This is a genomic window from Ensifer sesbaniae, assembly GCF_013283665.1.
In the GTDB taxonomy this organism is placed as follows: domain Bacteria; phylum Pseudomonadota; class Alphaproteobacteria; order Rhizobiales; family Rhizobiaceae; genus Ensifer; species Ensifer sesbaniae.
In genome coordinates this window covers 1,511,661-1,533,736 of the sequence record NZ_JABEKU010000001.1, presented here as the reverse complement: position 1 = coordinate 1,533,736, position 22,076 = coordinate 1,511,661, and the positions used below count along the sequence as shown (strand labels likewise).

The 22,076-nt window shown below is 62.4% G+C and carries 23 protein-coding genes; 16 read left to right on the top strand and 7 right to left on the bottom strand.

Features of this window, described 5'->3' with window-relative positions:
- Nucleotides 1-27 precede the first annotated feature (27 nt).
- The 3 genes from BHMPCIPO_RS07400 to BHMPCIPO_RS07390 all read right to left on the bottom strand — a co-directional run bounded on the left by BHMPCIPO_RS07400 (nucleotide 28) and on the right by BHMPCIPO_RS07390 (nucleotide 2,316).
- Entirely contained in the window at nucleotides 28-372 is a 345-nt protein-coding gene (locus BHMPCIPO_RS07400; protein WP_173516161.1) for a cupin domain-containing protein, read from the bottom strand.
- Between the two features lie 39 nt (nucleotides 373-411).
- The gene (locus BHMPCIPO_RS07395) at nucleotides 412-1,695 is read right to left on the bottom strand and encodes an O-acetylhomoserine aminocarboxypropyltransferase (RefSeq protein WP_173516160.1); all 1,284 of its coding nucleotides are present in this window, start codon (nucleotides 1,693-1,695) and stop codon (nucleotides 412-414) included.
- Between the two features lie 192 nt (nucleotides 1,696-1,887).
- Nucleotides 1,888-2,316 (bottom strand): CoA-binding protein, encoded by a 429-nt coding sequence (locus BHMPCIPO_RS07390; RefSeq protein WP_173516159.1) that lies wholly within the window; start codon nucleotides 2,314-2,316, stop codon nucleotides 1,888-1,890.
- 190 nt (nucleotides 2,317-2,506) lie between these two features.
- Between BHMPCIPO_RS07390 and BHMPCIPO_RS07385 the strand changes: the two genes are divergently transcribed.
- On the top strand, nucleotides 2,507-3,343 hold the full coding sequence (locus tag BHMPCIPO_RS07385) for an EamA family transporter (protein ID WP_173516158.1): 837 nt from the start codon (nucleotides 2,507-2,509) through the stop codon (nucleotides 3,341-3,343).
- Between the two features lie 3 nt (nucleotides 3,344-3,346).
- Here the strand turns inward: BHMPCIPO_RS07385 and BHMPCIPO_RS07380 are convergent, their stop codons facing one another.
- Nucleotides 3,347-4,168 carry an enoyl-CoA hydratase gene (locus BHMPCIPO_RS07380; protein ID WP_173516157.1) on the bottom strand — a complete coding sequence of 274 codons (822 nt, stop codon included), beginning with the start codon at nucleotides 4,166-4,168 and terminating at the stop codon, nucleotides 3,347-3,349.
- 166 nt (nucleotides 4,169-4,334) lie between these two features.
- Here BHMPCIPO_RS07380 and BHMPCIPO_RS07375 point away from each other — a divergent pair, with 166 nt between their 5' ends.
- The 4 genes from BHMPCIPO_RS07375 to BHMPCIPO_RS07360 all read left to right on the top strand — a co-directional run bounded on the left by BHMPCIPO_RS07375 (nucleotide 4,335) and on the right by BHMPCIPO_RS07360 (nucleotide 6,370).
- Nucleotides 4,335-4,766: a PaaI family thioesterase gene (locus tag BHMPCIPO_RS07375; RefSeq protein WP_173516156.1), complete on the top strand. Its 432-nt coding sequence runs from the start codon at nucleotides 4,335-4,337 to the stop codon at nucleotides 4,764-4,766.
- Between the two features lie 225 nt (nucleotides 4,767-4,991).
- Nucleotides 4,992-5,456, top strand: a complete 465-nt coding sequence (gene rplM / locus BHMPCIPO_RS07370) for a 50S ribosomal protein L13 (RefSeq protein ID WP_173516155.1) — start codon at nucleotides 4,992-4,994, stop codon at nucleotides 5,454-5,456.
- Nucleotides 5,457-5,458: 2 nt separating this feature from the next.
- Nucleotides 5,459-5,926, top strand: coding sequence for a 30S ribosomal protein S9 (rpsI, locus tag BHMPCIPO_RS07365; RefSeq protein WP_173516154.1), 468 nt, complete (start codon nucleotides 5,459-5,461; stop codon nucleotides 5,924-5,926).
- A gap of 105 nt (nucleotides 5,927-6,031) precedes the next feature.
- Nucleotides 6,032-6,370, top strand: a complete 339-nt coding sequence (locus BHMPCIPO_RS07360; RefSeq protein ID WP_173516153.1) for an antibiotic biosynthesis monooxygenase family protein — start codon at nucleotides 6,032-6,034, stop codon at nucleotides 6,368-6,370.
- Nucleotides 6,371-6,407: 37 nt separating this feature from the next.
- Here BHMPCIPO_RS07360 and BHMPCIPO_RS07355 read toward each other — a convergent pair whose 3' ends face one another.
- Nucleotides 6,408-6,881, bottom strand: a complete 474-nt coding sequence (locus tag BHMPCIPO_RS07355; protein ID WP_173516152.1) for an Lrp/AsnC family transcriptional regulator — start codon at nucleotides 6,879-6,881, stop codon at nucleotides 6,408-6,410.
- Nucleotides 6,882-6,995: 114 nt separating this feature from the next.
- Between BHMPCIPO_RS07355 and BHMPCIPO_RS07350 the strand changes: the two genes are divergently transcribed.
- The 3 genes from BHMPCIPO_RS07350 (at nucleotide 6,996) to argC (ending at nucleotide 9,961) form a co-directional block, all read left to right on the top strand.
- A complete protein-coding gene (locus BHMPCIPO_RS07350) occupies nucleotides 6,996-7,787 on the top strand; it encodes a phenylalanine 4-monooxygenase (RefSeq protein ID WP_173516151.1) in 792 nt (263 codons plus the stop codon).
- Between the two features lie 127 nt (nucleotides 7,788-7,914).
- Complete coding sequence (gene speB / locus BHMPCIPO_RS07345) at nucleotides 7,915-8,877, top strand: agmatinase (RefSeq protein ID WP_173516150.1); 963 nt, start codon at nucleotides 7,915-7,917, stop codon at nucleotides 8,875-8,877.
- 151 nt (nucleotides 8,878-9,028) lie between these two features.
- Nucleotides 9,029-9,961: an N-acetyl-gamma-glutamyl-phosphate reductase gene (gene argC / locus BHMPCIPO_RS07340; RefSeq protein WP_173516149.1), complete on the top strand. Its 933-nt coding sequence runs from the start codon at nucleotides 9,029-9,031 to the stop codon at nucleotides 9,959-9,961.
- Nucleotides 9,962-10,041: 80 nt separating this feature from the next.
- Here argC and BHMPCIPO_RS07335 read toward each other — a convergent pair whose 3' ends face one another.
- Nucleotides 10,042-11,145 (bottom strand): COX15/CtaA family protein, encoded by a 1,104-nt coding sequence (locus BHMPCIPO_RS07335; RefSeq protein ID WP_173516148.1) that lies wholly within the window; start codon nucleotides 11,143-11,145, stop codon nucleotides 10,042-10,044.
- 172 nt (nucleotides 11,146-11,317) lie between these two features.
- Between BHMPCIPO_RS07335 and BHMPCIPO_RS07330 the strand changes: the two genes are divergently transcribed.
- The 3 genes from BHMPCIPO_RS07330 to BHMPCIPO_RS07320 all read left to right on the top strand — a co-directional run bounded on the left by BHMPCIPO_RS07330 (nucleotide 11,318) and on the right by BHMPCIPO_RS07320 (nucleotide 13,797).
- Entirely contained in the window at nucleotides 11,318-11,530 is a 213-nt protein-coding gene (locus BHMPCIPO_RS07330) for a DUF2842 domain-containing protein (protein WP_173516147.1), read from the top strand.
- A 127-nt stretch (nucleotides 11,531-11,657) separates the two neighbouring features.
- On the top strand, nucleotides 11,658-12,398 hold the full coding sequence (locus tag BHMPCIPO_RS07325) for a metallophosphoesterase family protein (protein WP_173516146.1): 741 nt from the start codon (nucleotides 11,658-11,660) through the stop codon (nucleotides 12,396-12,398).
- 154 nt (nucleotides 12,399-12,552) lie between these two features.
- The gene (locus BHMPCIPO_RS07320; RefSeq protein ID WP_173516145.1) at nucleotides 12,553-13,797 is read left to right on the top strand and encodes a GNAT family N-acetyltransferase; all 1,245 of its coding nucleotides are present in this window, start codon (nucleotides 12,553-12,555) and stop codon (nucleotides 13,795-13,797) included.
- Between the two features lie 65 nt (nucleotides 13,798-13,862).
- On the opposite strand, the gene BHMPCIPO_RS07315 is transcribed toward BHMPCIPO_RS07320, so the two are convergent.
- Complete coding sequence (locus BHMPCIPO_RS07315) at nucleotides 13,863-16,052, bottom strand: GumC family protein (protein ID WP_173516144.1); 2,190 nt, start codon at nucleotides 16,050-16,052, stop codon at nucleotides 13,863-13,865.
- Nucleotides 16,053-16,256: 204 nt separating this feature from the next.
- Here BHMPCIPO_RS07315 and BHMPCIPO_RS07310 point away from each other — a divergent pair, with 204 nt between their 5' ends.
- The 5 genes from BHMPCIPO_RS07310 to BHMPCIPO_RS07290 are packed head-to-tail and all read left to right on the top strand — an operon-like array spanning nucleotide 16,257 to nucleotide 22,068.
- Nucleotides 16,257-16,832: a polysaccharide biosynthesis/export family protein gene (locus BHMPCIPO_RS07310; protein WP_173516143.1), complete on the top strand. Its 576-nt coding sequence runs from the start codon at nucleotides 16,257-16,259 to the stop codon at nucleotides 16,830-16,832.
- A 5-nt stretch (nucleotides 16,833-16,837) separates the two neighbouring features.
- Nucleotides 16,838-18,010, top strand: a complete 1,173-nt coding sequence (locus BHMPCIPO_RS07305) for a glycosyltransferase family 4 protein (protein WP_173516142.1) — start codon at nucleotides 16,838-16,840, stop codon at nucleotides 18,008-18,010.
- A 58-nt stretch (nucleotides 18,011-18,068) separates the two neighbouring features.
- Nucleotides 18,069-19,631: an undecaprenyl-phosphate glucose phosphotransferase gene (locus BHMPCIPO_RS07300; RefSeq protein WP_173516141.1), complete on the top strand. Its 1,563-nt coding sequence runs from the start codon at nucleotides 18,069-18,071 to the stop codon at nucleotides 19,629-19,631.
- A complete protein-coding gene (locus tag BHMPCIPO_RS07295) occupies nucleotides 19,628-20,872 on the top strand; it encodes an O-antigen ligase family protein (RefSeq protein ID WP_173516140.1) in 1,245 nt (414 codons plus the stop codon). The genes BHMPCIPO_RS07300 and BHMPCIPO_RS07295 overlap by 4 nt, the downstream gene beginning before the upstream one ends.
- Before the next feature lie 2 nt (nucleotides 20,873-20,874).
- On the top strand, nucleotides 20,875-22,068 hold the full coding sequence (locus BHMPCIPO_RS07290) for a glycosyltransferase (protein ID WP_173516139.1): 1,194 nt from the start codon (nucleotides 20,875-20,877) through the stop codon (nucleotides 22,066-22,068).
- Nucleotides 22,069-22,076 lie beyond the last annotated feature (8 nt).

The following is a 22,076-nucleotide window of genomic DNA, read 5'->3' as shown; positions in this document are numbered from 1 at the left end:
CCAGGACGATCTCCGGCGCTTCACTGCTTAAAGGCGGATGACGTAATCCTTGCGCGTGGTCTCGACGACCTCCCAGGTACCTTCGAAACCGGGACGCAGGATCATGCTGTCGCCGGCACGCAGATGCGCCGCTTCGCCACCATCCTGCGTGACGATCGAATAGCCGGAGACGATGTGGAAATATTCCCACTCCTCATAGACGATCCGCCATTTGCCCGGCGTCGATTCCCAGACCCCGGCAAAGAGGCCGCCCTCGGCCTCCTCCAAGTTCCAGGTCCGGAATTGCGGCGCCCCGGAGATCAGGCGGTCGGCGGCCGGCGTACCGGTTTCCGCCTTGACGGAAGACAGATCGAATTTCTGCATTTTCGTCATTTTGGCACCTTCAGGGGAGGCGTCGCCTCCCCTCCTGTTTCAGAGCTTTGCCAGCGATTGCTCGAGATCGGCGATGATGTCGGAGACGTCTTCGATGCCGACCGAGAGACGGACGACATCCGGTCCGGCACCGGCCGCCACCTGTTGTTCGGGCGTCAGTTGCCGATGGGTGGTCGAGGCCGGGTGAATGACGAGCGAACGCGTGTCGCCAATATTGGCGAGATGCGAGAACATTTCCAGCCCCTCGACGAAGCGCTTGCCAGCCTCGTAGCCACCCTTGAGACCGAAGGTGAAAACGGCGCCAGCCCCCTTGGGCGAATAGCGCTGCTGAAGCACGTGGTTGGGATCGTCCTCAAGCCCGGCATAGCTCACCCACGACACCTTGTCGTGCGTCTTCAGCCACGTGGCGACCGCAAGCGCGTTGTCGCAATGGCGCTGCATGCGCAGAGGCAGGGTCTCGGCACCGGTCACGAGCATGAAGGCATTGAACGGCGAGATTGCCGGGCCGAAATCGCGCAGGCCCAGGACACGGGCGGCAATCGCAAAGGCGATGTTGCCGAAGGTCTGGTGCAGGACGACGCCGGCATATTCCGGACGCGGCTCCGAAAGCATCGGATACTTGCCGGACTTCGACCAGTCGAAGGTGCCGCCGTCGACGATGACGCCGCCCATCGAATTGCCATGGCCGCCGATGAACTTCGTCAGCGAATGCACGACGATGTCGGCGCCATGCTCCAGGGGCCGCAGCAGGTAGGGCGTCGCCATGGTGTTGTCGACGATCAGAGGCAATTCGTGCCTGCGGGCAATCTCGGCGATCGCGGCAATATCGACGAAGGTGCCGCCGGGATTGGCAAGGCTTTCGATGAAGATCGCCTTGGTGCGCCGATCGATCTTCGCCTCGAAGGAGGCCGGGTCGCTCGGATCGGCCCAACGCACCTGCCAGTCGAAGGACTTGAAGGCGTGGCCGAACTGGTTGACCGAGCCGCCATAGAGCCGGTTGGCCGCGACGAAGTTGTCGCCCGGGCTCATGATCGTGTGGAAGACGAGCAACTGTGCCGCATGGCCGGAGGCAACTGCCAGCGCTGCCGTGCCGCCTTCGAGCGCGGCAATGCGCTCTTCCAGCACCGCCTGGGTCGGGTTCATGATGCGGGTGTAGATGTTGCCGAACTGCTGGAGACCGAAAAGCGCCGCGGCATGGTCGGTGTCGTTGAAGACGAAGCTCGTCGTCTGGTAGATCGGCGTCGCCCGCGCTCCCGTGGTCGGATCAGGCTGCGCTCCAGCGTGGATTGCGAGCGTGTTGAAACCAGGATTGTCTTTCGTCATTTCGTACCTCCCATGACCCGAGCGCCGCGCCAGCCGGCGCGCCGAGGACGCTCTATCACCTTGAATCTGTGTGTAACCCGCAATCGATTCCCCGCGCCCAGCGCGGAGGTGGCGGCACTATTCCAGAGCCTACGTGTGCGGTCAAAGAGGATTTTTTGCGAAACTGACGGTTGTGCGAACCGTCGCCCTATCTCAGCCGATCAGCCGCGGATACTCGATCGCCGGACAGCGGTCCATCACCACCTTGATCCCGGCAGCTTCCGCTTTTGCCGCTGCGCCATCGTGGCGCACGGAGAGCTGGCCCCAGATCACCTTCGGCAATCGGTCAAGCGCCAGGATCTCGTCGACGAGCGCCGGCAAGGCATAGGCCGCGCGGAAGACATCGACCATGTCGATCGGCTCCTTGACGTCGGCGAGCCTGCCGACAACGGCCTGGCCCTGGATGGTCTTGCCGACGTGACCGGGATTGATCGGGATCACCCGATAGCCCTTGCGCAACAGGAACGCCATAACCCGATGGCTCGGCCGCTCGGCATTCGGCGAGGCACCGACCAGCGCAATCGTCTTGGTCTCGCGCAAAATGTCGGCGAGATAGTAGTCCGGATAGGCGTCGTGGTTCATTTAAGGATACGGGTCCATTGTAATTAAACGGCCGTATAATGATGCCGGAGCCCGGCGAGTCAACTGCGCGCTCCATGCTTCCCGCGTGGAGCTCAAGACGACCGCCGCCGCGACATTTTCCGATTGCATTTGCGGCCGAGCGGCGCGACAAGCTTCACAAAGCCTGCCACATCGTTTCCGAGGTCCCATCTTGCCCGTTGAAGTCATTGCGCTCGTCCTGTTCGGGGCGTTGTTGCACGCGACCTGGAATGCCCTGGTCAAGGTAGGCTCAGAAAAATCGCTCGACGCAGCAATGATCGCGCTCGGGGCCGCCGCCGTGGCAATCCCCTTCCTCCCCTTCCTGCCCTTGCCGAAACCGGAAGCCTGGCCCTACATCCTGGTTTCGGCGCTGTTCCAGTTCGCCTATTTCCAGCTTGTCGCCGCCTCCTATCGCGCCGGCGACATCGGCCTCGTCTATCCGCTGATGCGCGGTACCGCGCCCTTGATCGTCGCGGCCACCAGTGGTGCCTTGATCGGCGAGCAGCTTTCGTTCGGCACGATGATGGGCATCCTGACGATCTCGGCGGGCGTATTGACGCTCGCCTTCGAGTCGCGAAAGGGCGGGAAACACGCGATCGTGCTCGCCCTCCTCAACGCCTGCGTCATCGCCTGCTACACCTATGTCGACGGCATCGGCGCACGCGTCTCGGGCAACGCGATTTCCTACACGCTGTGGATGGCTCTGCTGCCGCCAGCGCTGCTCTTCACCTGGGCCTTCGCCCGACGCGGCATCAAGCCGGTCGCCCGCCACGTCTACAAGAACTGGTGGCGCGGGCTCATTGGCGGCGCCGGGTCGATCGGCGCTTACGGCCTGGCGCTCTGGGCGATGACCAAGGCGCCGGTCGCCACCGTCGCGGCGCTCCGCGAGGCGTCGATCCTTTTTGCGGTCGTCATCTCGATCGTGTTCCTGAAGGAGCCGGTCAGCGTCTGGCGCATCGCCGCTGCCTGCGTCATTGCACTCGGCGCGCTGCTCTTGAAGCTCGCCTGACCGTCAGTCTTCCTTCCATTCCGGCATGCGCTTGCCGAGGAAGGCACCTATGCCGTCCTCGGCGTCGCGGGCCAGCATGTTCTCGACCATGACGCCGACGGCGTAGTCATAGGCATCCGGCAGGTCCATCTCCGCCTGACGATAGAAGGCCTCCTTGCCGATCTTCAGCGCCTGCGGCGACTTCGAGGCGATCACCGCGGCATATTTGTCGACGACCTGACGCAGATATTGCTGCGGCACGATGCGGTTGACGAGGCCGAAATCCTTGGCGGTCGAGGCGTCGATGGTCTCGCCGGTCAAGAGCATCTCCATCGCCTGCTTGCGATGTGCCGCGCGCGTGAGCGCGACCATCGGCGTCGAGCAGAAGAGGCCGATATTGACGCCGGGCGTACAGAAGGTGGAGCTGTCGGTGCAGATCGCCAGGTCGCAGCTGGCCACAAGCTGGCAGCCGGCCGCCGTCGCAAGCCCGTCGATCTCGGCAATCACCGCCTGCGGCAGCCGGTTGATCTTCAGCATCAGGTCGGCTGCCAGGCGGATCGTCTTTTCGAAGAACGCCCTGCCCCGGCCGTCGTCCTCGCGATGCGCGGTCATTTCCTTGAGATCGTGGCCGGCGGAAAACAGCTTGCCCGAAGCGGCGAGCACGACGACCCTGATTTCCCTGGAGGTGGCGACCGCGTCGAACTCCGCGTGCAAGGCCTCCATCATGGCGATCGAAAGCACGTTGGCCGGCGGATTGTTGAGCGTCAGCCGCAGCACCGGCCCGGAGCGTTCGCGCAGCAGCATCCCGTTCGACTCTTCCTTCCTGAACGATACGACGTCGGCCATGATCTTCTCCTGAAACGTGAACCCGGGCTTGGTGGTACGCCGGACGCGCGTGCGGTGCAAGCTGGCGGGAGAAACAGCGGCGCATTCCGTCTAAGACCTTTTTCCGCCTTGCGTCTGGCCGCCGGTCGGTTTCAGGTGGCGGCAGATATGTTGAAGGATGCAGTGAATGACCATCGAGCCGATCATGAGCGTCGACGACCTCAACCGATTTCTCGACACGGATTTTCCGCAGGTCCATACCGACGGCAAGGTCTTTCATGTCACGGCGGTCGGTCCTGGCTTTGCCACGATGCGGCTCGATCCGAACGAGCGGCACATCCGCCCGGGCGGCACCGTCTCGGGCCCGACCCTCTTCGCACTTGCCGACGTTTCCGCCTATATTGCGCTGATCGCCCATATCGGACCGGTCGCGCTTGCGGTCACCACCAATCTCAACATCAATTTCCTGCGCAAGCCCGAACCGGAACCGCTCGAATGCACCTGCCGGATCCTGAAACTCGGCAAGCGGCTGGCCGTCCTCGACGCATCGGTCGTCAAGGTCGGCGGTGACGATCTCGTCGCGCATGCAACGGCGACCTATTCGATTCCGCCACGTTGATTTGTGGTATCAAAATACCATACATATAACATATTGTTTTTGTTTGCCTTTATTTCACACGCGCTGGTTTCACGTTCTTGACGCTGGTTTCGCACTTGCGTATAAGCTGCCGCAGATCGCGGTCCTCAAGGGCCGCTTTCTTCTTTTGTCCGGGAAACCGGCCAAAACCAAGCAACAAGAAACGCCCAGCGGTTCGCCGCTTGGGTCCAAAGAAAGAGTTTTGATATGGCAACCTTCGTTCAGAAGCCTGCAGAGGTGGAGAAGAAGTGGATCATCATCGACGCCGAAGGCCTCGTTGTCGGTCGCCTCGCTTCCATCATCGCAAACCGCCTGCGCGGCAAGCACAAAGCTACCTTCACCCCGCATGTTGACGACGGCGACAATGTCATCGTCATCAACGCCGAGAAGGCAGTTCTGACGGGCAAGAAGTACACCGACAAGAAGTACTACTGGCACACCGGCTACCCCGGCGGCATCAAGGAGCGCACCGCTCGCCAGATCATCGAAGGCCGCTTCCCGGAGCGCGTCATCGAGAAGGCCGTCGAGCGCATGGTTCCGCGTGGTCCGCTCGGCCGTCGCCAGATGAAGAACCTGCGCGTTTACGCAGGCGCCAACCACCCGCATGAAGCACAGCAGCCGACCGTCCTCGACGTCGCCAAGCTGAACAGCAAGAACACAAGGAGCGCCTGATAATGGCTGACCTTTCCGCTCTCAAGGACATCGCCACGACCGCGGAACCGGCTGCTCCGGTTCACGTCAAGAAGGTCGACGCCCAGGGTCGCTCCTACGCGACCGGCAAGCGTAAGGACGCTGTCGCCCGCGTATGGGTCAAGCCGGGCTCCGGCAAGATCACCATCAACGGCAAGCCCTACTCGGCTTACTTCGCCCGTCCGGTTCTGCAGATGATCCTGCAGCAGCCGATCGTCGCTGCTGCCCGTGACGGCCAGTTCGACATCGACGCGACCGTTGCTGGCGGTGGTCTCTCCGGCCAGGCCGGTGCCGTTCGCCACGGCATTGCCAAGGCGCTGACCTACTTCGAACCGGGCCTTCGCTCCGTTCTGAAGCGCGGCGGCTTCCTCACCCGCGACAGCCGTGTGGTCGAGCGCAAGAAGTACGGCCGTGCGAAGGCACGTCGTTCGTTCCAGTTCTCGAAGCGTTAATCGCCTCCAAACTGCGACACTGGAAAGGCGGGGCTTTGCTCCGCCTTTTTTAGTTATCGTCGCCGGCATAACATCCCACAAGGTCGACCTTCCGAGGCATAGCGAATGACAAACTCTCCCGTCGCCAAGACCCCAGCGCCTCCCTATTACATCGTCACCTTCTCCTCACGGCGCACGGCCGGCGACAACGGCTACGACAACATGGGCACGGAGATGGAGAGGCTTGCCCGCGAACAGCCCGGCTTTCTCGGCCTCGAAAGCGTGCGCGGCGCCGATGGCTTCGGCATCACCAATTCCTACTGGGTGGACGAAGAGAGCATCACGGCATGGAAAGGCAATGTCCGCCACCTTGCCGCCCAGCGGATGGGCCGCGAGCGCTGGTACGAGGATTATCAGGTGCGGGTCGGCAAGATCGAACGGCAGTACGGATTCGAGCGCACTTAAACGACGCGGCTCCGTGCAGCGCTCTCTTTGAGCCGCTTCAGATCGGCAATTCGGTCGTCGACTTGAGTTCACGCAATACGAAACTCGATACGACCGTGCGCACATGCGGATTGCGCATCAGATACCGCGTCATGAAGGCGTCGTAGCTTTCGACGTCGGCCGCGCGGATCTTCAGCATGTAGTCGAACGTACCCGACAGAGCGTAGCACTCCATGATTTCCGGCCGGTCGCGCACCACCGCCGAGAAGGCCGCGATCGCTTCGTCGTGATGGTCCTCGAGCGTCACGTGGGCGATGATGCAGAGTTTGAGATCGAGCTTTGCTGGATCGAGCAGCGCCACGCGCTTGCGGATGACACCATCGCCTTCCAGTTCCTGCAGGCGCCGCCAGGCCGAACTTTGCGACATGCCGGCCTTTTCCGCCAGTTCCGAAAGAGACTGGCCGCAATCGGCCTGAATCAGCCGCAACAGCTTTCGCAATGGCTGAAGATTTTCTTTCACATCGGACGTCATATCGAAATTTTCTCCCGCAGACAGTCCACAGCCTGGCAACTGTGAAACAAATACTCGCTCCAATCGCGATACAATTGCAACAGGAGACGTTGTTCTGACGAGCGAGGAGGCGTCATGACCAAGGAAAGCACTTATACCGCCAAGCTGCCCGAGCCTGACGGCACCTATCTCTACACCCCGGAAGAGGATGCGATCTGGGGCGAGCTCTATCAGCGGCAGATGAAGCTTCTGGCCGACAAGGCTTGCGACGAATATCTGGAAGGCGCAAGGACGCTCAACCTCGGCCCCGATCACGTGCCGCAGCTGAAGGACGTGAACCGCCGGTTGGCCGAGACCACCGGCTTCGGTGTGGAAGGCGTTCCCGCCCTCATTCCGCCGTCGCGCTTCTACGAGCTCCTGTCCCAGGGCAAGTTTCCGCTGGCGACCTTCATTCGGCGGCGCGAACATATCGACTACATCGAAGAGCCCGATATCTTCCACGAAGTCTTCGGCCATTGCCCGCTGCTTACCAACCAGAGCTACGCCAATTTCGTCCGTCGCTTCGGCGAAAAGGCTGTGTCGCTCGGCAAGGGCTATTCGTGGCACATGTTCCGGATCTTTTGGTTCACGGTCGAGTTCGGTCTGATCAACACGCCGAAGGGCCGTCGCTGCTATGGTGCCGGCATCGTATCTTCGCCGAACGAGACACGAAATGCCATGGAGACCCCTGGCATCGAATTCCGTCCGTTCGACCTGATGACCGTGCTGCGCACGCCCTATCGCATCGATATCGTGCAGCCGATCTATTACGTGATCGACAGCTTCGCGCAGCTCGAAACGATCATCGAGGAGGATGTCGCCGCGCGCATCACCGAAGCGAAGGCGCTTGGCGACTTCGCTCCAACTTACGAGGCCAAGGCCTCGTAATCGCGGAAGATTCGGCCGGCAGGGGCCTTGCCTTGCCGGCTGCGATTGTCCAACGTCTCGCCACCACACGTTGGAGCGGGATGCGTGCACGGAGTGCGCCTATCCCGCCCTGGAGCAGAGGCGGGCTATGGCCAACAGGACAATCGATCATGCGCTGACGGCGCGTTCACTGACATCAGCGGCATCCGACCCGACGCATGCCGGCATTCTCTCCTTCATGCGGCGCAAATACTCGAAGCAGTTGAAGGGCGTCGATGCCGTCGTCTGGGGCATCCCTTTTGATGCCGCGACCTCGAACCGCCCCGGCGCTCGCTTTGGGCCACAGGCGATCCGGCGCGCTTCGGCGATCTTCGACAACGATCCGCAATACCCCTTCGAGCGTGATCTCTTCTCGGAGATGGCCACGATCGACTACGGCGACTGCCTGCTCGACTACGGCAACCATTCGAAGACGCCGGCAACGATCGAGCGCGAGGCCGCCAAGATTCTCAGGAGCGGCGCCTATCTGCAGACGCTCGGCGGCGACCACTTCGTCACCTACCCGATCCTGAAGGCGCATGCGGCCATCCACGGCCCCCTCGCCCTCGTGCAGTTCGATGCCCACCAGGACACCTGGCCGGACGAGCGCGGCCGCATCGATCACGGCTCCTTCGTCGGTCGTGCCGCGCGCGAGGGCCTGATCGACACCGACGCCTCGATCCAGATCGGCATCCGCACCCACGCGCCGGAAGATTGCGGCATTCGTATCCTCTATGGTTATGACGTCGAGGAAATGAGCGCGACCGAGATCGCCGAGACGATCATCCGGCAGGTGGGCGAGCGGAAGGCCTATCTCACCTTCGACATCGACTGCCTCGACCCGGCCTATGCGCCCGGCACCGGCACGCCGGTCGCCGGGGGCCCGTCGAGCGCCAAGATCCTCTCGGTGCTGCGCAAGCTCGGCGCGCTGACGGTCGTCGGCAGCGACATCGTGGAAGTGGCGCCCGCCTACGATCATGCCGATATCACCGCGATCGCCGGCGCGACCGTCGCGATGTACATGCTGGGGCTGCATGCGGAAAAGCTCGCAGAGCGCGCGCCGCTGCGCTGAAGGCAAGCGCCGCCGTTGCGACGAAGGGCGGCTGCTTGTATAGAAACTGACAGGCTTGGCGGTGATCCGCCCGCCTGTTGAGAAAATGATTCAATTCTATGCCAGAGTGATTCCGGAACGACCTCTAACCTACTGGCAGAACGGGAAAATCATGAAACCGAAGATCTTCATCGATGGCGAACACGGCACCACGGGCCTGCAGATCCGCACGCGCATGGCCGGCCGTAGCGATCTGGAACTGCTTTCCATACCGGAAGCAGAACGACGCAACGCCGCGATGCGCGAAGATCTCCTGAACGACGCCGACATCGCCATCCTCTGCCTGCCGGACGATGCCTCGCGCGAAGCGGTTGCGATGGTCGCCGGCAACAACAAGGTGCGCATCATCGACACGTCGACCGCGCACCGCATTGCGCCCGACTGGGCCTATGGCTTTGCCGAAATGGACAAGGCGCAGCCGGAGAAGATCCGCGACGCCCGCCATGTCGCCAATCCCGGCTGCTATCCGACCGGCGCGATCGGCGTGATCCGGCCGCTGCGCCAGGCCGGCATCCTCCCGGACGGCTATCCGGTCACGGTCAACGCGGTTTCCGGTTATACCGGCGGCGGCAAGCAGATGATCGCGCAGATAGAGGACGAGGCCAATCCGGACCACATCAGCGCACCGCACTTCCTCTACGGCCTGCCGCTCAAGCACAAGCACGTGCCCGAGATGAAGATGCATGGCCTGCTCGACCGGGCTCCGATTTTCGCCCCCTCGGTCGGCAAGTTCGCGCAGGGCATGATTGTCCAGGTCCCGCTCTACCTCGAAGATCTTGCCGCCGGCGCGACGCTGGAGACGGTGCACGCGGCGCTGGTCGAGCACTATGCCGGTCAGTCGATCGTCGAGGTCGTGCCGCTTGCGGAAAGCGAAAAGCTCGCACGCATCGACGCGACCGAGCTTGCCGGCAAGGACACGATGAAGCTCTTCGTCTTCGGCACCAGCGGCGGCAATCACGTGAACCTCGTCGCCCTGCTCGATAATCTCGGCAAGGGCGCCTCGGGCGCGGCCGTCCAGAACATGGACCTGATGCTGTCGGCCTAAACGGCAATCTTCACTTGAAACGCAAAGGACCCCGGCGAGCCGCTCGCCGGGGTCCTTTGTTTCATCGCTTCGGTGGAACGTCAGTCGCGATACTTGATCGCCGTCGGCCGCGGATATTCGCCGTAGAAGCCGCGCCAGTGGGCGATGGCGAAGCCGAGCACGACGAGGGCGCCGCCCTGGTGCAGCACGCCCCAGCCGATCGGCACCTGCAACACCAGCGTGGCGATGCCGATGGCGGCCTGGACCGAGACGAGCAGGAACAGAAGCACCGAGCGCCGTGCATGGGTGGTTTCCGGGGCAGCCCTCAATGAGGCGATCATGTGCATCAGCGCGAAGGAGAACAGCACATAGGCGCCGATCCGGTGAACGAACTGCACCGTCTTCGGGTTCTCGAAGAGATTGATCCACCAGGGCTGCTGCAGGAACAGATCCTGCGGGACGAGCGCGCCATCCATCAGCGGCCAGGTATTGTAGCTGAGGCCGGCATCGAGGCCGGCGACGAGCGCGCCGAGATAGATCTGGAACTGGCTGAAGATCGCGATGATCATCGCCATCTTGCGCGAACGGTCGGTGGGCGCGGCGTCGTCGGAGTGTGAACTGAGCCCGCGGAAGATCCACATGCAAGAGGCGAAGATCAGACAGGCGATGACGAGGTGCGTTGCCAGCCGGTACTGGCTGACCTCGGTGCGCTCGGCGAGGCCGGAGGAAACCATCCACCATCCGATGAAGCCTTGAAAGCCGCCGAGCGCCAAAATGCCGAGAAGCGGCATCCGGAGCTTACGCTCGACCCGCCCGGTCAACCAGAAGAACGCGAGCGGCAGGGCGAAGATCAAGCCGATGGTACGGGCCAGCAGCCGGTGCGCCCATTCCCACCAGAAGATCGTCTTGAATTCGTCGACCGTCATGCCGTTGTTCATCTGCTGATATTGCGGAATGCGCTGGTAGAGTTGGAACTCTTCTTCCCATTCCTCGGCCGAAAGCGGCGGGATGACGCCATGGATCGGCTTCCATTCGGTGATCGACAGGCCGGATTCCGTAAGGCGTGTTGCACCACCGACAAGCACGAGCGTAAAGAGCGTGAAAAGCACCACCGCCAGCCAGCCGCGGATTTGCTGCCGGTTACGGTCGGTCCTGCCGATCTCGTTTCGAAGCATCTGTTCTGTCGCCAATTCGACGCCGGCCATCATTTTCCCTCTGGTATTGCAGGGTTGTCGGCGGAGCGACCGGACGGATCAACGGTCGCACCTCTCGGAAAGCCGTTGATTTGCACCAGAGCGGCATGCAAAACAAGACCGAAACCTTTGCGGCATGCCGTCGCGGCCTCCTTGCCCCTGTAAGCCACCTGAAAGATGTGAAATGCCCGTACGCCTCAGAAAGCTGATCGGCACAATCCTGATCATCATCCTCGTCGTCGTTTATGCGCTTGCCGCCGTCACCTTCGCCTCGCTGCTGCTGGGCGCGTCGCCCTGGTGGGCGCATCTCGCCTATTTCTTCTTCACCGGCTTGCTCTGGATATTGCCAGCCATGCTGATCATCAAATGGATGGAAAAGCCCGCCAAGGATCGCTGATCCCCTACAGCGCCGCGCGTCTTATCAGACGCGCAAAGGTCGCTGTACGACTTTGAATTGCTGCATGTCTTTGTCCTTAAATCAAGGGAGACATGCAGTAGGCGCCGCACCCACCGGAGGGTCATAGATGAGACTTGCGGTCATTTCCGACATTCACGGCAACGATCTCGCGCTCGAAGCGGTGCTCGCCGACATCGATGCGCTGGGCATTCGCGACATCGTCAATCTTGGCGATCACCTGAGCGGCCCGCTCAATGCCGCCCGCACCGCCGACATTCTGATCGAGCGGGCGATGCCGTCGATCCGCGGCAATCACGATCGCTATCTGCTGACCGTCGATCCCTCGCACATGGGGTTGTCCGATCGCGCCGCTCACGACGAATTGCAGCCGCGACACCGCGAATGGCTCGCCACTTTGCCCGCGACGCTGGTTTACAAGAACACATTCTTCCTGTGCCATGCGACGCCGGAAAACGACGAGGCCTATTGGCTCGAGGCCCTGAGCGCTGGCGGCATCGTCCACATGGCGGCGCGTTCAGCGATCGAGGCTCCGGCCGCCGGCATCGAGTATCCGGTGATCCTCTGCGGTCACACCCACATCCAACGCGCCGTCCGCCTCTCCGACGGACGCCTCGTCATCAATCCCGGCAGCGTCGGTTGCCCCGGATATGACGACGACCAGCCCATGCCGCACAAGGTCGAGGCGGGCTCTCCGGATGCGCGCTACGCGATCATCGAGCAATCGGCCGCAGGGTGGGGCGTCACCTTCCGCAACGTTCCCTATGATTGGATGGCGATGTCCCGGCTCGCGGCCAGCCGCAACCGGCTGGAATGGGCAAAGGCACTGGCCACAGGTTTTCTCGATTGATCGGTTGGGTCGCGAGATGCCCGCTCGTTTCACGCTTTGCTAACCGCATTCCCCGGTTATTCTCGAATGCAGTTCATGAGAGTTGCCGCATTAAACGGATCATAGCGGACTTGAGGTTCAATCGCTCGGCAACAGGCACCGGATGGCACCCTCGATGACGAACTCCGACCTCACCATGGAAGGCTCCGGCGACCGTCGCCCGCGCGCATCCCTGCGTGTCGGTCCGGCCGATGCCACGGGCCGCTTCGCGATTTCGGTCCATCGCACCATGGAGCCGCTGGAGTCCGAATGGCGTGCACTCGACAGCCTCGCCGGTAATTCGCTGCATCACGCCTATGACTGGTGCCGCGCCTGGGCGGAAACTCACGGCAGCGATCTCTTGCTGCTGCGCGTAGCGTTCGATGGCGAGCTTTTCCTCATTCTGCCGCTGGAACTCAGGCGCGGGCGCCTGTTTCGAACCGCCCGCCTGATCGGAACGGAACACAGCAACCTCAACACCGGGCTCTTTGCCGCCGACATCTCGGCGGCGTTCACGCCGGCGCTGGCCCAGGCCTTGGCTCGCGACATCACAAGGGCGCTACATGGCTTCGCCGATGTCCTCATAATCGAACGGATACCAAGCGAGTGGCGTGGCGGTGTCAGCCCCTTCGCCACACTTCCTGGCGTCGCAAACCCCAACTCTTCGTTCCAGCTCCCCCTCCTCGGAAGCATCCAGCTCACCCTGGCGCAGATCAATGCGAAGCGCCGCCGCAAGAAGATGCGCATCTCCGAGCGACGGTTGGCGGAAATGGGCGGCTACGACTACGTGATCGCCCGAACTCCCGGCGAAACGCAGGCGCTGCTCGACACCTTCTTCCGGCAGAAGGCGACCCGATTTGCAACACTCGGCCTTCCCGATGTCTTCCAGGACGCCGAGACACAGGCCTTCTTCCATGCGCTTGCCTCCCGTCAGGACGGCGACCCGCAACTCATGCAGCTCAACGCCATCCGGCTCAAGGGTGAACATGACGGACAGGTGGTTGCCATCGCCGGGCTTTCGCTGAAAGGCGACCATGTCATCTGCCAATTCGGCTCGATCGACGAGGCGCTGGCGGGCGATGCAAGCCCGGGTGAATTGTTGTTCTATCGGATGATCGAGCGCCTCTCGGCGCAAGGCCTGCGCCTCTTCGATTTCGGCGTCGGTGACCAACCCTACAAGCGATCCTGGTGCACGATCGAGACGCCGTTGCGTGACATTGCATTACCGGTGACGTTTTGGGGGCACCTTGCCGTCCTGCGCCATTACCTCGTCGTGCGGGCAAAGGTTGCAGCGAAGTCGAACAAGGCGGTTTACGCTCGCCTGCAGCGAGCGAGGCGGTTCAGACAAGGCAAAGTCGATACACAAGGCGCCCCCGACTGAGGTACTGAAAACAGCATCGCCGTGCGGACCGCGTTGATTTCCCGCAGTCGGCACGCCGTCGTCCGTCACGCGGCATCTCGGTCCGGATAGTCCGGATCGGTCTCTGCCTGCCCGGTCATGAGGACGATGTCGCGATAGCCAGCCGCACCAAAGCCGGTCAGAACCTCGACGATGCGTTCATCGCTGACCGACGGTGCCGAGAGGATGATCTCTGCGCCATCGCGTCCGGCAATCTTCTCGACGGCCATCTCGTCGGCCGGACCACACTCGACCAGAACGAGATCATAGGCGTTGGTCAGGGCGTCGATGATCATCTTCAACCGTTCGATGCCGCGCATCGCCTGCCGCGGGTCGGCATCGCCCTGGGGGATGATGTGGGCGTCGGAGAAGCGGTCGGCATGGATCGTATCGGTGAAGGGCACCTCACCCGCCAGCAGGTTGGTAATGCCGGAAAGCTGGGCCGAGCGCGCCATCAGACGCGTCGGGCAGGCCGAGCCGGTCAGGTCGATCAGCACCACCTTCACGCCATCCTCGGCCAGCAGGCGTGCCAGCATCACCGTTGCGGTCGATCCTTCGTCTCCGCCAGGCGATACCGAAATCGCGACGCGCACGCCGGTGGCGCGCAGATGCTCCGCCACCGCTTCGATCGAGAAATCCGGTTCGGCGGCTGCTTCCGCGGCGTCCGCGTCTGTATCCGACGCTGGCGCCGCGGGCAGCAGGTCGACAGCATCGCCATCGGCCATGGGCGCTACCTCGGGCGAGGTGCCCGCTGCAACGACCGGGATGTCAGCGGCGCTTGCAGCCAAGGCTGGCCTTGGGCGAACCGGTGCCAGCCGCTCGCCGGTTGCCGAGACCGGCCGCAGCGCCCGGCCGCTGAACAATTCGCCAAGCATGATCACGACGCAGCTCAAGAGGAACGTCGCGAGAGCGGCAACGATCGTGATCGGCAGCACCTTCGGGAAACTGGCGCTCGTCGGGACCACCGCGTTTGAAATCACACGTGCATCGGCCGGTGTCGCGTTCTCGACCGTGCGCGACGTCGCCTCCCGGTAACGCGCCAGATAGGTCTCGAGCAGTTGCCGCTGGGCAGTCGCTTCGCGCTCGAGCGCGCGCAGGCCCACCTCTTCCTCGCCGGCCTGCGCGGATTGAGCCTTCAGCGCGTTGAGTTGCTGGACGAGTTGCTGTTCACGCAGTTCACCGACCTTCGCCTCGTTTTCGAGGCTCGTCAGAATCCTGCGCGTCTCCGTGCGAATCTGTCCGCGGATGCCTTCAAGTTGCGACTTCAACGCCTTAAGGCGCGGATGACCGTCCAGCAACGTGGTCGAGAGATCGGCGACCTGTGCCTGCAGGTTTGCCTCGGTCTCCTTGAGCCGCTGGATCATCTGCGACCCGACGACATCGGTGATCGTGTCCGGTGCCCGGCCGCTCGCAAGCGCCGAGCGCACGCCCGCAGCCCGCGCTTCCGCGTTGGCACGTTCACCGCGGACGCGGGCAAGCTCGGTCGAGATATCCGTCAGTTGCCGTGTTGCGAAATTTGTCGTCTCGCCCGTCGGCAACAGATCGGACGAAGCGCGGTAGGCGGCAACTTTTGCCTCCGCATCCCGCACCTTCTCGCGCAGATTGGCGATCTCCGGCTCGAGCCAGCGGGAGGCCTCGGAATTGGTGTCGAGCTTCGCGCCGCTTTGAAGCGCAAGGTAGACCTTCGCCATCTCGTTCGGAACCGCGGCCGCAAGCTGCCGATCCTTCGAGGTGAAGCTGATCGCGATCACGCGCGACTTCTCGACCTGATAGACTTGGAGCTTGTCGTTGAATTCCTTGAGCACCCTCTCCTCGGGTGGCATTTCCAAGGGGTTCTTCTTGAGGCCGAGCATGACGAGAAGATCCGAAAGCGCCGACGGCGCGGCCGACGGATCGAATTCCTTGAGCTCATGGAGCTTCATGTTGCGCGCAACCTGTTTGATGAGGTCGGCGGAACGGAGCACCTGCACCTGGCTCGAGATGCCGGACTCGTCGAAAACGCGATCGGCCCCGGCCTGCGACACCTGGTTCGGGCCGCTGAATTCCGGCTCACGGGATTCAATGAGTACGCGAGTTTCGCTCTGATAGTCCGGCGCAATCATCTTCGTGGCACCGAAGGCGAGTGCCGCCACACCGGCAGTTGCGAGCAGCACCTTGACGCGCCGATCCCAGACAGCGCGAAACAGGCCGCCGAGGTCGATATGCACATCCTGTTGACCGCTGCCGTTTCCCGACATGCTACTGGCTCCGAACCTTCAAATTTTGCCGGAGGGTAAAGGAACATGGTAACGCAAGGGTTAATAGGATCAACTTCCGGACGATAACTCCCTCTCCGCCACAGCGATACATCGCAAAAATTCTACCGCGAGTTTACCGCCTATTAACCCTAACGGTTCGATAACGTCTGAAAAGGTGGGTCGTTTCCGGAGCCTATGAACCGCATGTCAACCGCAGCTATCAAGACGGGTCTCGCGATCACGGCGGCAGTGCTGTCGATGTTGCTCAGCGGTTGCACAAGTTATCAGCCGGCGCCGAAAGCTTTCAGCGAAGCTACCATCCAACCCTATCGCCTCGACAGCGGCGATCGCCTGCGCATCAACGTCTTCGAACAGGCGGGCCTCAGCGGCACCTATACGGTCGATCAGGCCGGATATGTCGCCTTCCCGCTGATCGGCACGGTCGCCTCGCGCGGCAAGACTTTGCCCGAGCTCGAAGGCATGATCGCCGCCAAGTTGCGGCAGGGGTACCTGCGCGACCCCGACGTGACGATCGAGGTCGATCGCTACCGTTCGGTCTTCATCATGGGTGAAGTCGGCCAGGCTGGACAATATGCCTATGTGCCTGGGATGACCGTGCAGAATGCGATTGCGGTCGCTGGCGGTTTCTCGCCGCGCGCCAACCAATCCAATGCCGACATTACCCGGAGGATAAACGGCCGCATCATCACTGGCCGGGTTCCGATCACCGACGCGGTTCTCGCCGGCGATACGATCTACGTCCGCGAACGCCTGTTCTGATCTCGATGCAGCCACAGCGTCCCCTGCGCATCATTCATTGCTTCAGGTCGCCGGTCGGCGGAATTTTCCGCCATGTGCGCGATCTCGCCGAGGCGCATGCCCGCGCCGGCCACGAGGTCGGCATTCTCTGTGACAGCACCACCGGGGGTAGCCACGAGGATTCACTGTTCGACGAGATCCGGCCCTATCTGGCGCTCGGCCTCGTCCGCATGCCGATTCACCGCTCAATCGGGCCGTCGGATGTTGCCGCGCTGTGGCGCGGCTACAAGGAAATCAGAAGTTTGCGACCGGATGTGTTGCATGGGCACGGCGCCAAGGGTGGCGCCATCGCCCGCCTCATCGGTTCAGCCTTGCGGGTCAACAGGTATCGCGTAGCCCGCCTCTATTCACCGCATGGAGGGAGCCTCCACTATCGCCGCCGCTCCCTGATCGGCCGGCTCATCTTCCCGCTGGAACGGATTCAGGAGCGGCTGGCGGATGCCCTCGTTTTCGTCTGCGACTTCGAACGCCAGACCTATTTCACCAAGGTCGGGGCGCCACACGTCCGGCACGAACTGATCTACAACGGCATAGACGACGGGGAGTTCGAAGTGATCTCCCCCCGGCCGGATGCGGCCGATTTTCTCTATATCGGCATGATGCGGGACCTGAAGGGTCCCGATTTGTTTGTGGAGGCCTTCGCTCGGACCGAACGCCTCGTCGGACGGCCCCTCTCGGCTTTGATGATCGGCGACGGCCCGCAACAGCAGGAATATGGTGAACTGATGCTGCAGCAGGGCCTCGGCCGCCGCATCAAGATGCAGCCGGCGATGAAGACCCGCGAAGCATTTACGCTGGCTCGCAATATCGTCGTTCCCTCCCGCGCCGAGTCCATGCCCTATATCGTCCTCGAAGCACTCGCGGCGAGAAAACCGGTCATCGCCAGCCGTGTCGGCGGCATCCCGGAGATACTTGGGCCCGACAGCAGTGCGCTTGCAGAACCGGCCGACGTCCAATCGCTGGCCGCCATCATGGCGCGCTCGATCAGCGAAAGGGACTGGGCAGTGCGGGTCATGCCTGAGCCGAACACGTTCAAATCGCGCTTCGCCGCTTCGGTCATGTCGTCCGAGATGCTGGACCTCTATCGGGAATTGTGCCGTTACCAGCCATCCACGGATAGCGTGTCATCTACAACGTAAGCGTTTCTTAGTGGCTTTCTGCTATCCGGGCGGAGGACTTCAGCGCCGGAAGACAGCCATGAACAAGATTGATCACCCGGGTTCATTCGATCCGGAAGTGCTTCGCAAGAAGATTTCGGAAATCCGCGCCCGGGCGCCCGGCGAGATGCCGAGCGACGGGCCGACCGCGGAGCTCAATCCGCTGGCGCGCCAAATCGCCGAACAGTTCCGGGCGGACACCTATTCGCCGGCCATGATCATGGGACTGATGCGGCTGTTCGAGTTCAGTGCGCTCTTTGCCATCGGCTACGCAATCAACGCACTTTATGTTCAACCGGGCTTCGACCACTTGCCGCTCTATCTGGCGATCCTGGTGGGGGGCTCGGCGCTGGCGGTTGCCGCGATGCAGATTGCCGACACCTATCAGATTCCGGCACTGCGTGCCTGGCTGCGGGTGATGCCGCGTATTCTCGCGGCCTGGGCGGTCGCCTTTGGTGGCATCGCCATCGCCCTCTTCTTCCTGAAATCCGGCCACCAGTATTCCCGCGTCTGGTTCGGCGGCTGGTTCGTCGGTGGCGCGCTCTTTCTCCTCGCCGAGCGCGCCTTCATCGCCTATTCCATCCGTCACTGGGCCCGCAACGGCACGATGGAACGGCGCGCCGTCGTCGTTGGCGGCGGCCAGCCGGCGAAGGACCTGATCCGCACGCTTGAGGATCAACCCGACAACGACATCCGTATCTGCGGCATTTTCGACGATCGCGACGAGCGGCGCTCGCCCAACGTCATCGCCGGCTATCCGAAACTGGGAACGGTCAACGAACTCGTGGAATTCGCGCGTCTGGCGCGCATCGACATGCTGATCATCTCGCTGCCGCTGACGGCCGAAAAGCGCATTCTCGAACTCCTCAAGAAACTCTGGATCCTGCCGGTCGACATCCGGCTCGCCGCCCACGCCAACAATCTGCGCTTCCGTCCGCGCAGCTATTCCCATGTCGGCGACGTGCCCATGCTCGACATTTTCGACAAACCGATCGCCGACTGGGACTCCGTCGCCAAGCGCGGCTTCGACATCTTCTTCAGCCTAGTCGCCCTGGTGCTCCTGTGGCCGATCATGCTGGGCGCCGCCATTGCCGTCAAAGCCACCTCTCCCGGCCCGATCATCTTCAAGCAGAAGCGGCACGGCTTCAACAACGAGACCATCGAGGTCTACAAGTTCCGCTCGATGTATACGCATATGAGCGATCACTCGGCACGCAACGCCGTGACCAGGGGCGATCCTCGCGTAACGCCGGTCGGCCGCTTCATTCGCAAGTCGTCGATCGATGAGTTGCCGCAGATTTTCAACGTGCTGAAAGGCGAACTGTCGCTCGTGGGGCCGCGCCCGCACGCCGTGCTGGCGCAGACCCAGAACCGGACCTATTCCGACGTCGTCGAAGGCTATTTCGCGCGCCATCGCGTCAAGCCCGGCGTTACCGGCTGGGCACAGATCAATGGCTGGCGCGGCGAGATCGACAATGACGAGAAGATCCGCCTGCGCACGGCCTTCGACCTCTACTACATCGAAAACTGGTCGCTTCTCTTCGATCTCAGGATCCTGTTCCTGACGCCATTCCGTCTCCTCAACACCGAGAACGCCTATTGAGCACCGTCGAGACAGGCCGGTTTCCGATCGCACGTCCTCAGCTTGCAGCGCTCTCGCTGCTCGGCTCGGGTCTGGTGGCGTTCGCCGTGTTTCTTTCCGGCTTCGTCATCTTCGAGCCCGCGCCCTACGAATTGTTCCTCATCGCACTCATCGGGCTCTGGGCGCTCTTCGGGCTCAAGATTTCACGCAGCATCGCGCCCCTGCTCACGCTTCTGACGCTGTTCATGGTAGGCGGCATCCTGTCCTTGACGGTCATGGTCGACCTGAGCAAGGGGCCGATGTACATGGCGGTTTCCGGATTTCTTGCGCTGTCGTCGATCTTCTATGCTGCGATCATAGAAGACCGTCATGAGCGGCTGAGGCTGATCTTCAATGCGTGGACGGTCGCGGCCATCATTACCGCGCTGCTTGGCATCCTCGGCTATTTCGGCGCCGTTCCGGGCGCGGAGAACTTCACGCTCTACGGTCGCGCCAAGGGCGCCTTTCAGGATCCCAACGTGTTCGGGCCGTTTCTCTCGGTGCCGGCCATGTATCTGATCCACGGCATCCTGACGCAGCCGATCCGGAAAGCGCCGCCGAAGATCGCCGCATTGCTGATCCTCGCCCTTGGTGTCTTCCTGTCGTTTTCGCGTGCCGCCTGGGCGCTCAATCTCTTCTGCGTCGTCGCCTTCGTCTTCGTCATGCTGCTCAGGGAACGCAGCGGCCTCTTTCGTCTCAGGATCCTCGCCCTGGCGCTCGTGGGCGCACTCCTGGTCGTCGGCGCTCTTCTTGCCGCCCTTCAATCCGAGCAGGTCGCAACGCTCTTTTCCAGCCGATCGCAACTCGTGCAGGATTATGACGGCGGGCATCTCGGCCGTTTCGACCGCCATCGCCTGGGCTTCCTGATGTCGATGGAGAAGCCTCTCGGCATCGGCCCCATGGTCTTCAGCACGATCTTCCCCGAAGACGAGCACAACGTCTGGCTGAAGTCGCTGACCTCCTATGGCTGGCTCGGCTTCATCAGCTATGTGACGCTCATCATCTGGACGCTTTCGCTCGGCTTCCGCTTCCTGCTGCTCAACCGCCCCTGGCAAACCTACCTGATGATTGCCTGGGTTGCCGTCCTCGGCCATGTCGGCGTCGGCAACGTCATCGACACCGATCACTGGCGTCATTTCTACCTGCTCCTCGGAATCATCTGGGGATGTGCCGCTCTCGAATATCGTCATCGCCGGCAAGCGCGTGCCGGCTGGAGCTCCTGATCATGGAACACTTCGTTCCGGGCCGGCGACCGGCCCTCCCCTTGCGCCTCCTTCAGGTTCTGGAACCGAGCGGTGGCGGCTCGGGTCGACACTTTCTCGACCTCTGCCGCGGCATGCACCAACGCGGGCATCATGTGGAGGCAGTCTATTCGCCGGTGCGGGCCGAGGAAGGTTTCGTGCGCGAGTTGAAGGCGGTCGGCCTGCCCGCCGTCCACGCCGTCAACATGAAGCGGGCGCCGGGTCCGTGGGATCTCGCCTCCTTCCTCGAACTGCGGCGCATCATTCGCGGCGGCGGCTTCGACATCATCCATGGCCACAGCTCCAAGGCCGGTGCGCTGATCCGGATCCGGCTTCCCGGTCCGCACATTCCCCGCCTCTATACCCCACACGCCTTTCGCACCCTCGATCCCAGGCTCGGCCGCGGCGGCCGGCTGATCTATGGCACGATAGAATGGGGCCTTGCCCGCTTCTTCACCGACCGGCTCATCTGCGTTTCCGAAGACGAATACCGTCACGCCCTATCGCTGCACATGCCCGAGGATCGGACGTCGGTGATCGTCAACGGCGTTGCCCCGCCCTCATGCGAGATGGCGCAAACGATTCGCGCCAGCTTCGGGATCGCGCCGGATGCCTTTGTCTTCGGCTTCATCGGCCGGCTTTCGGCGCAAAAGGCGCCGCAACGTCTCATCGCTGCCTTCAAGAGCGTCGCCGCTTCGGTGAAGAATAGCCATCTGGTGATGGTCGGCGCCGGTGAACTCGAAGGGACCTTGCGCGAGGCGATCGCCGAAAGCGGACTGCAGAACCGCATGCACCTGACCTCGGCCTTCACCGGACCGCAGGCCGCACCGGCTTTCGATCTTCTGGTCATGCCGAGCCGCTACGAGGCCATGTCCTATGTGATGTTGGAAGGGGCGGCCGCCGGCAAACCTATCATCGCCACCGATATCGGCGGTGCCCGCACGGTCATCGAGGACGGCCAAAACGGCTTCATCCTGCCGAACAGCGACGACACGTCGTTACTTGCGAAGACGATGGTCAAGGCAGCTGCAGCGGAGACTTTCGAAAAGCTGTCTGCCGTCGCCCGGAGCCGGAAACAACGCTTCACCCTCGATGTGATGCTCGATCAAACCGAGACGCTCTATAAGAGGACGGTCATCAGACGCCGCGTGCCAGCAATCCTTCAGCCGGCGGAGTAGCGCGGATA

Bases quoted from the DNA above. Each gene is read 5' to 3' on its own strand.
- argC (WP_173516149.1), top strand. From the start codon at position 9,029: ATGAAACCGAAGATCTTCATCGATGGCGAACACGGCACCACGGGCCTG.
- BHMPCIPO_RS07355 (WP_173516152.1), bottom strand. From the start codon at position 6,881: ATGACGTCCGATGTGAAAGAAAATCTTCAGCCATTGCGAAAGCTGTTG.
- BHMPCIPO_RS07315 (WP_173516144.1), bottom strand. From the start codon at position 16,052: ATGTCGGGAAACGGCAGCGGTCAACAGGATGTGCATATCGACCTCGGC.
- BHMPCIPO_RS07360 (WP_173516153.1), top strand. From the start codon at position 6,032: ATGACAAACTCTCCCGTCGCCAAGACCCCAGCGCCTCCCTATTACATC.
- BHMPCIPO_RS07330 (WP_173516147.1), top strand. From the start codon at position 11,318: ATGCCCGTACGCCTCAGAAAGCTGATCGGCACAATCCTGATCATCATC.
- BHMPCIPO_RS07400 (WP_173516161.1), bottom strand. From the start codon at position 372: ATGACGAAAATGCAGAAATTCGATCTGTCTTCCGTCAAGGCGGAAACC.
- BHMPCIPO_RS07350 (WP_173516151.1), top strand. From the start codon at position 6,996: ATGACCAAGGAAAGCACTTATACCGCCAAGCTGCCCGAGCCTGACGGC.
- BHMPCIPO_RS07320 (WP_173516145.1), top strand. From the start codon at position 12,553: ATGACGAACTCCGACCTCACCATGGAAGGCTCCGGCGACCGTCGCCCG.
- BHMPCIPO_RS07395 (WP_173516160.1), bottom strand. From the start codon at position 1,695: ATGACGAAAGACAATCCTGGTTTCAACACGCTCGCAATCCACGCTGGA.
- rpsI (WP_173516154.1), top strand. From the start codon at position 5,459: ATGGCTGACCTTTCCGCTCTCAAGGACATCGCCACGACCGCGGAACCG.
- rplM (WP_173516155.1), top strand. From the start codon at position 4,992: ATGGCAACCTTCGTTCAGAAGCCTGCAGAGGTGGAGAAGAAGTGGATC.
- BHMPCIPO_RS07325 (WP_173516146.1), top strand. From the start codon at position 11,658: ATGAGACTTGCGGTCATTTCCGACATTCACGGCAACGATCTCGCGCTC.
- BHMPCIPO_RS07380 (WP_173516157.1), bottom strand. From the start codon at position 4,168: ATGGCCGACGTCGTATCGTTCAGGAAGGAAGAGTCGAACGGGATGCTG.
- BHMPCIPO_RS07390 (WP_173516159.1), bottom strand. From the start codon at position 2,316: ATGAACCACGACGCCTATCCGGACTACTATCTCGCCGACATTTTGCGC.
- speB (WP_173516150.1), top strand. From the start codon at position 7,915: ATGGCCAACAGGACAATCGATCATGCGCTGACGGCGCGTTCACTGACA.
- BHMPCIPO_RS07310 (WP_173516143.1), top strand. From the start codon at position 16,257: ATGTCAACCGCAGCTATCAAGACGGGTCTCGCGATCACGGCGGCAGTG.
- BHMPCIPO_RS07305 (WP_173516142.1), top strand. From the start codon at position 16,838: ATGCAGCCACAGCGTCCCCTGCGCATCATTCATTGCTTCAGGTCGCCG.
- BHMPCIPO_RS07300 (WP_173516141.1), top strand. From the start codon at position 18,069: ATGAACAAGATTGATCACCCGGGTTCATTCGATCCGGAAGTGCTTCGC.
- BHMPCIPO_RS07290 (WP_173516139.1), top strand. From the start codon at position 20,875: ATGGAACACTTCGTTCCGGGCCGGCGACCGGCCCTCCCCTTGCGCCTC.
- BHMPCIPO_RS07375 (WP_173516156.1), top strand. From the start codon at position 4,335: ATGACCATCGAGCCGATCATGAGCGTCGACGACCTCAACCGATTTCTC.
- BHMPCIPO_RS07335 (WP_173516148.1), bottom strand. From the start codon at position 11,145: ATGGCCGGCGTCGAATTGGCGACAGAACAGATGCTTCGAAACGAGATC.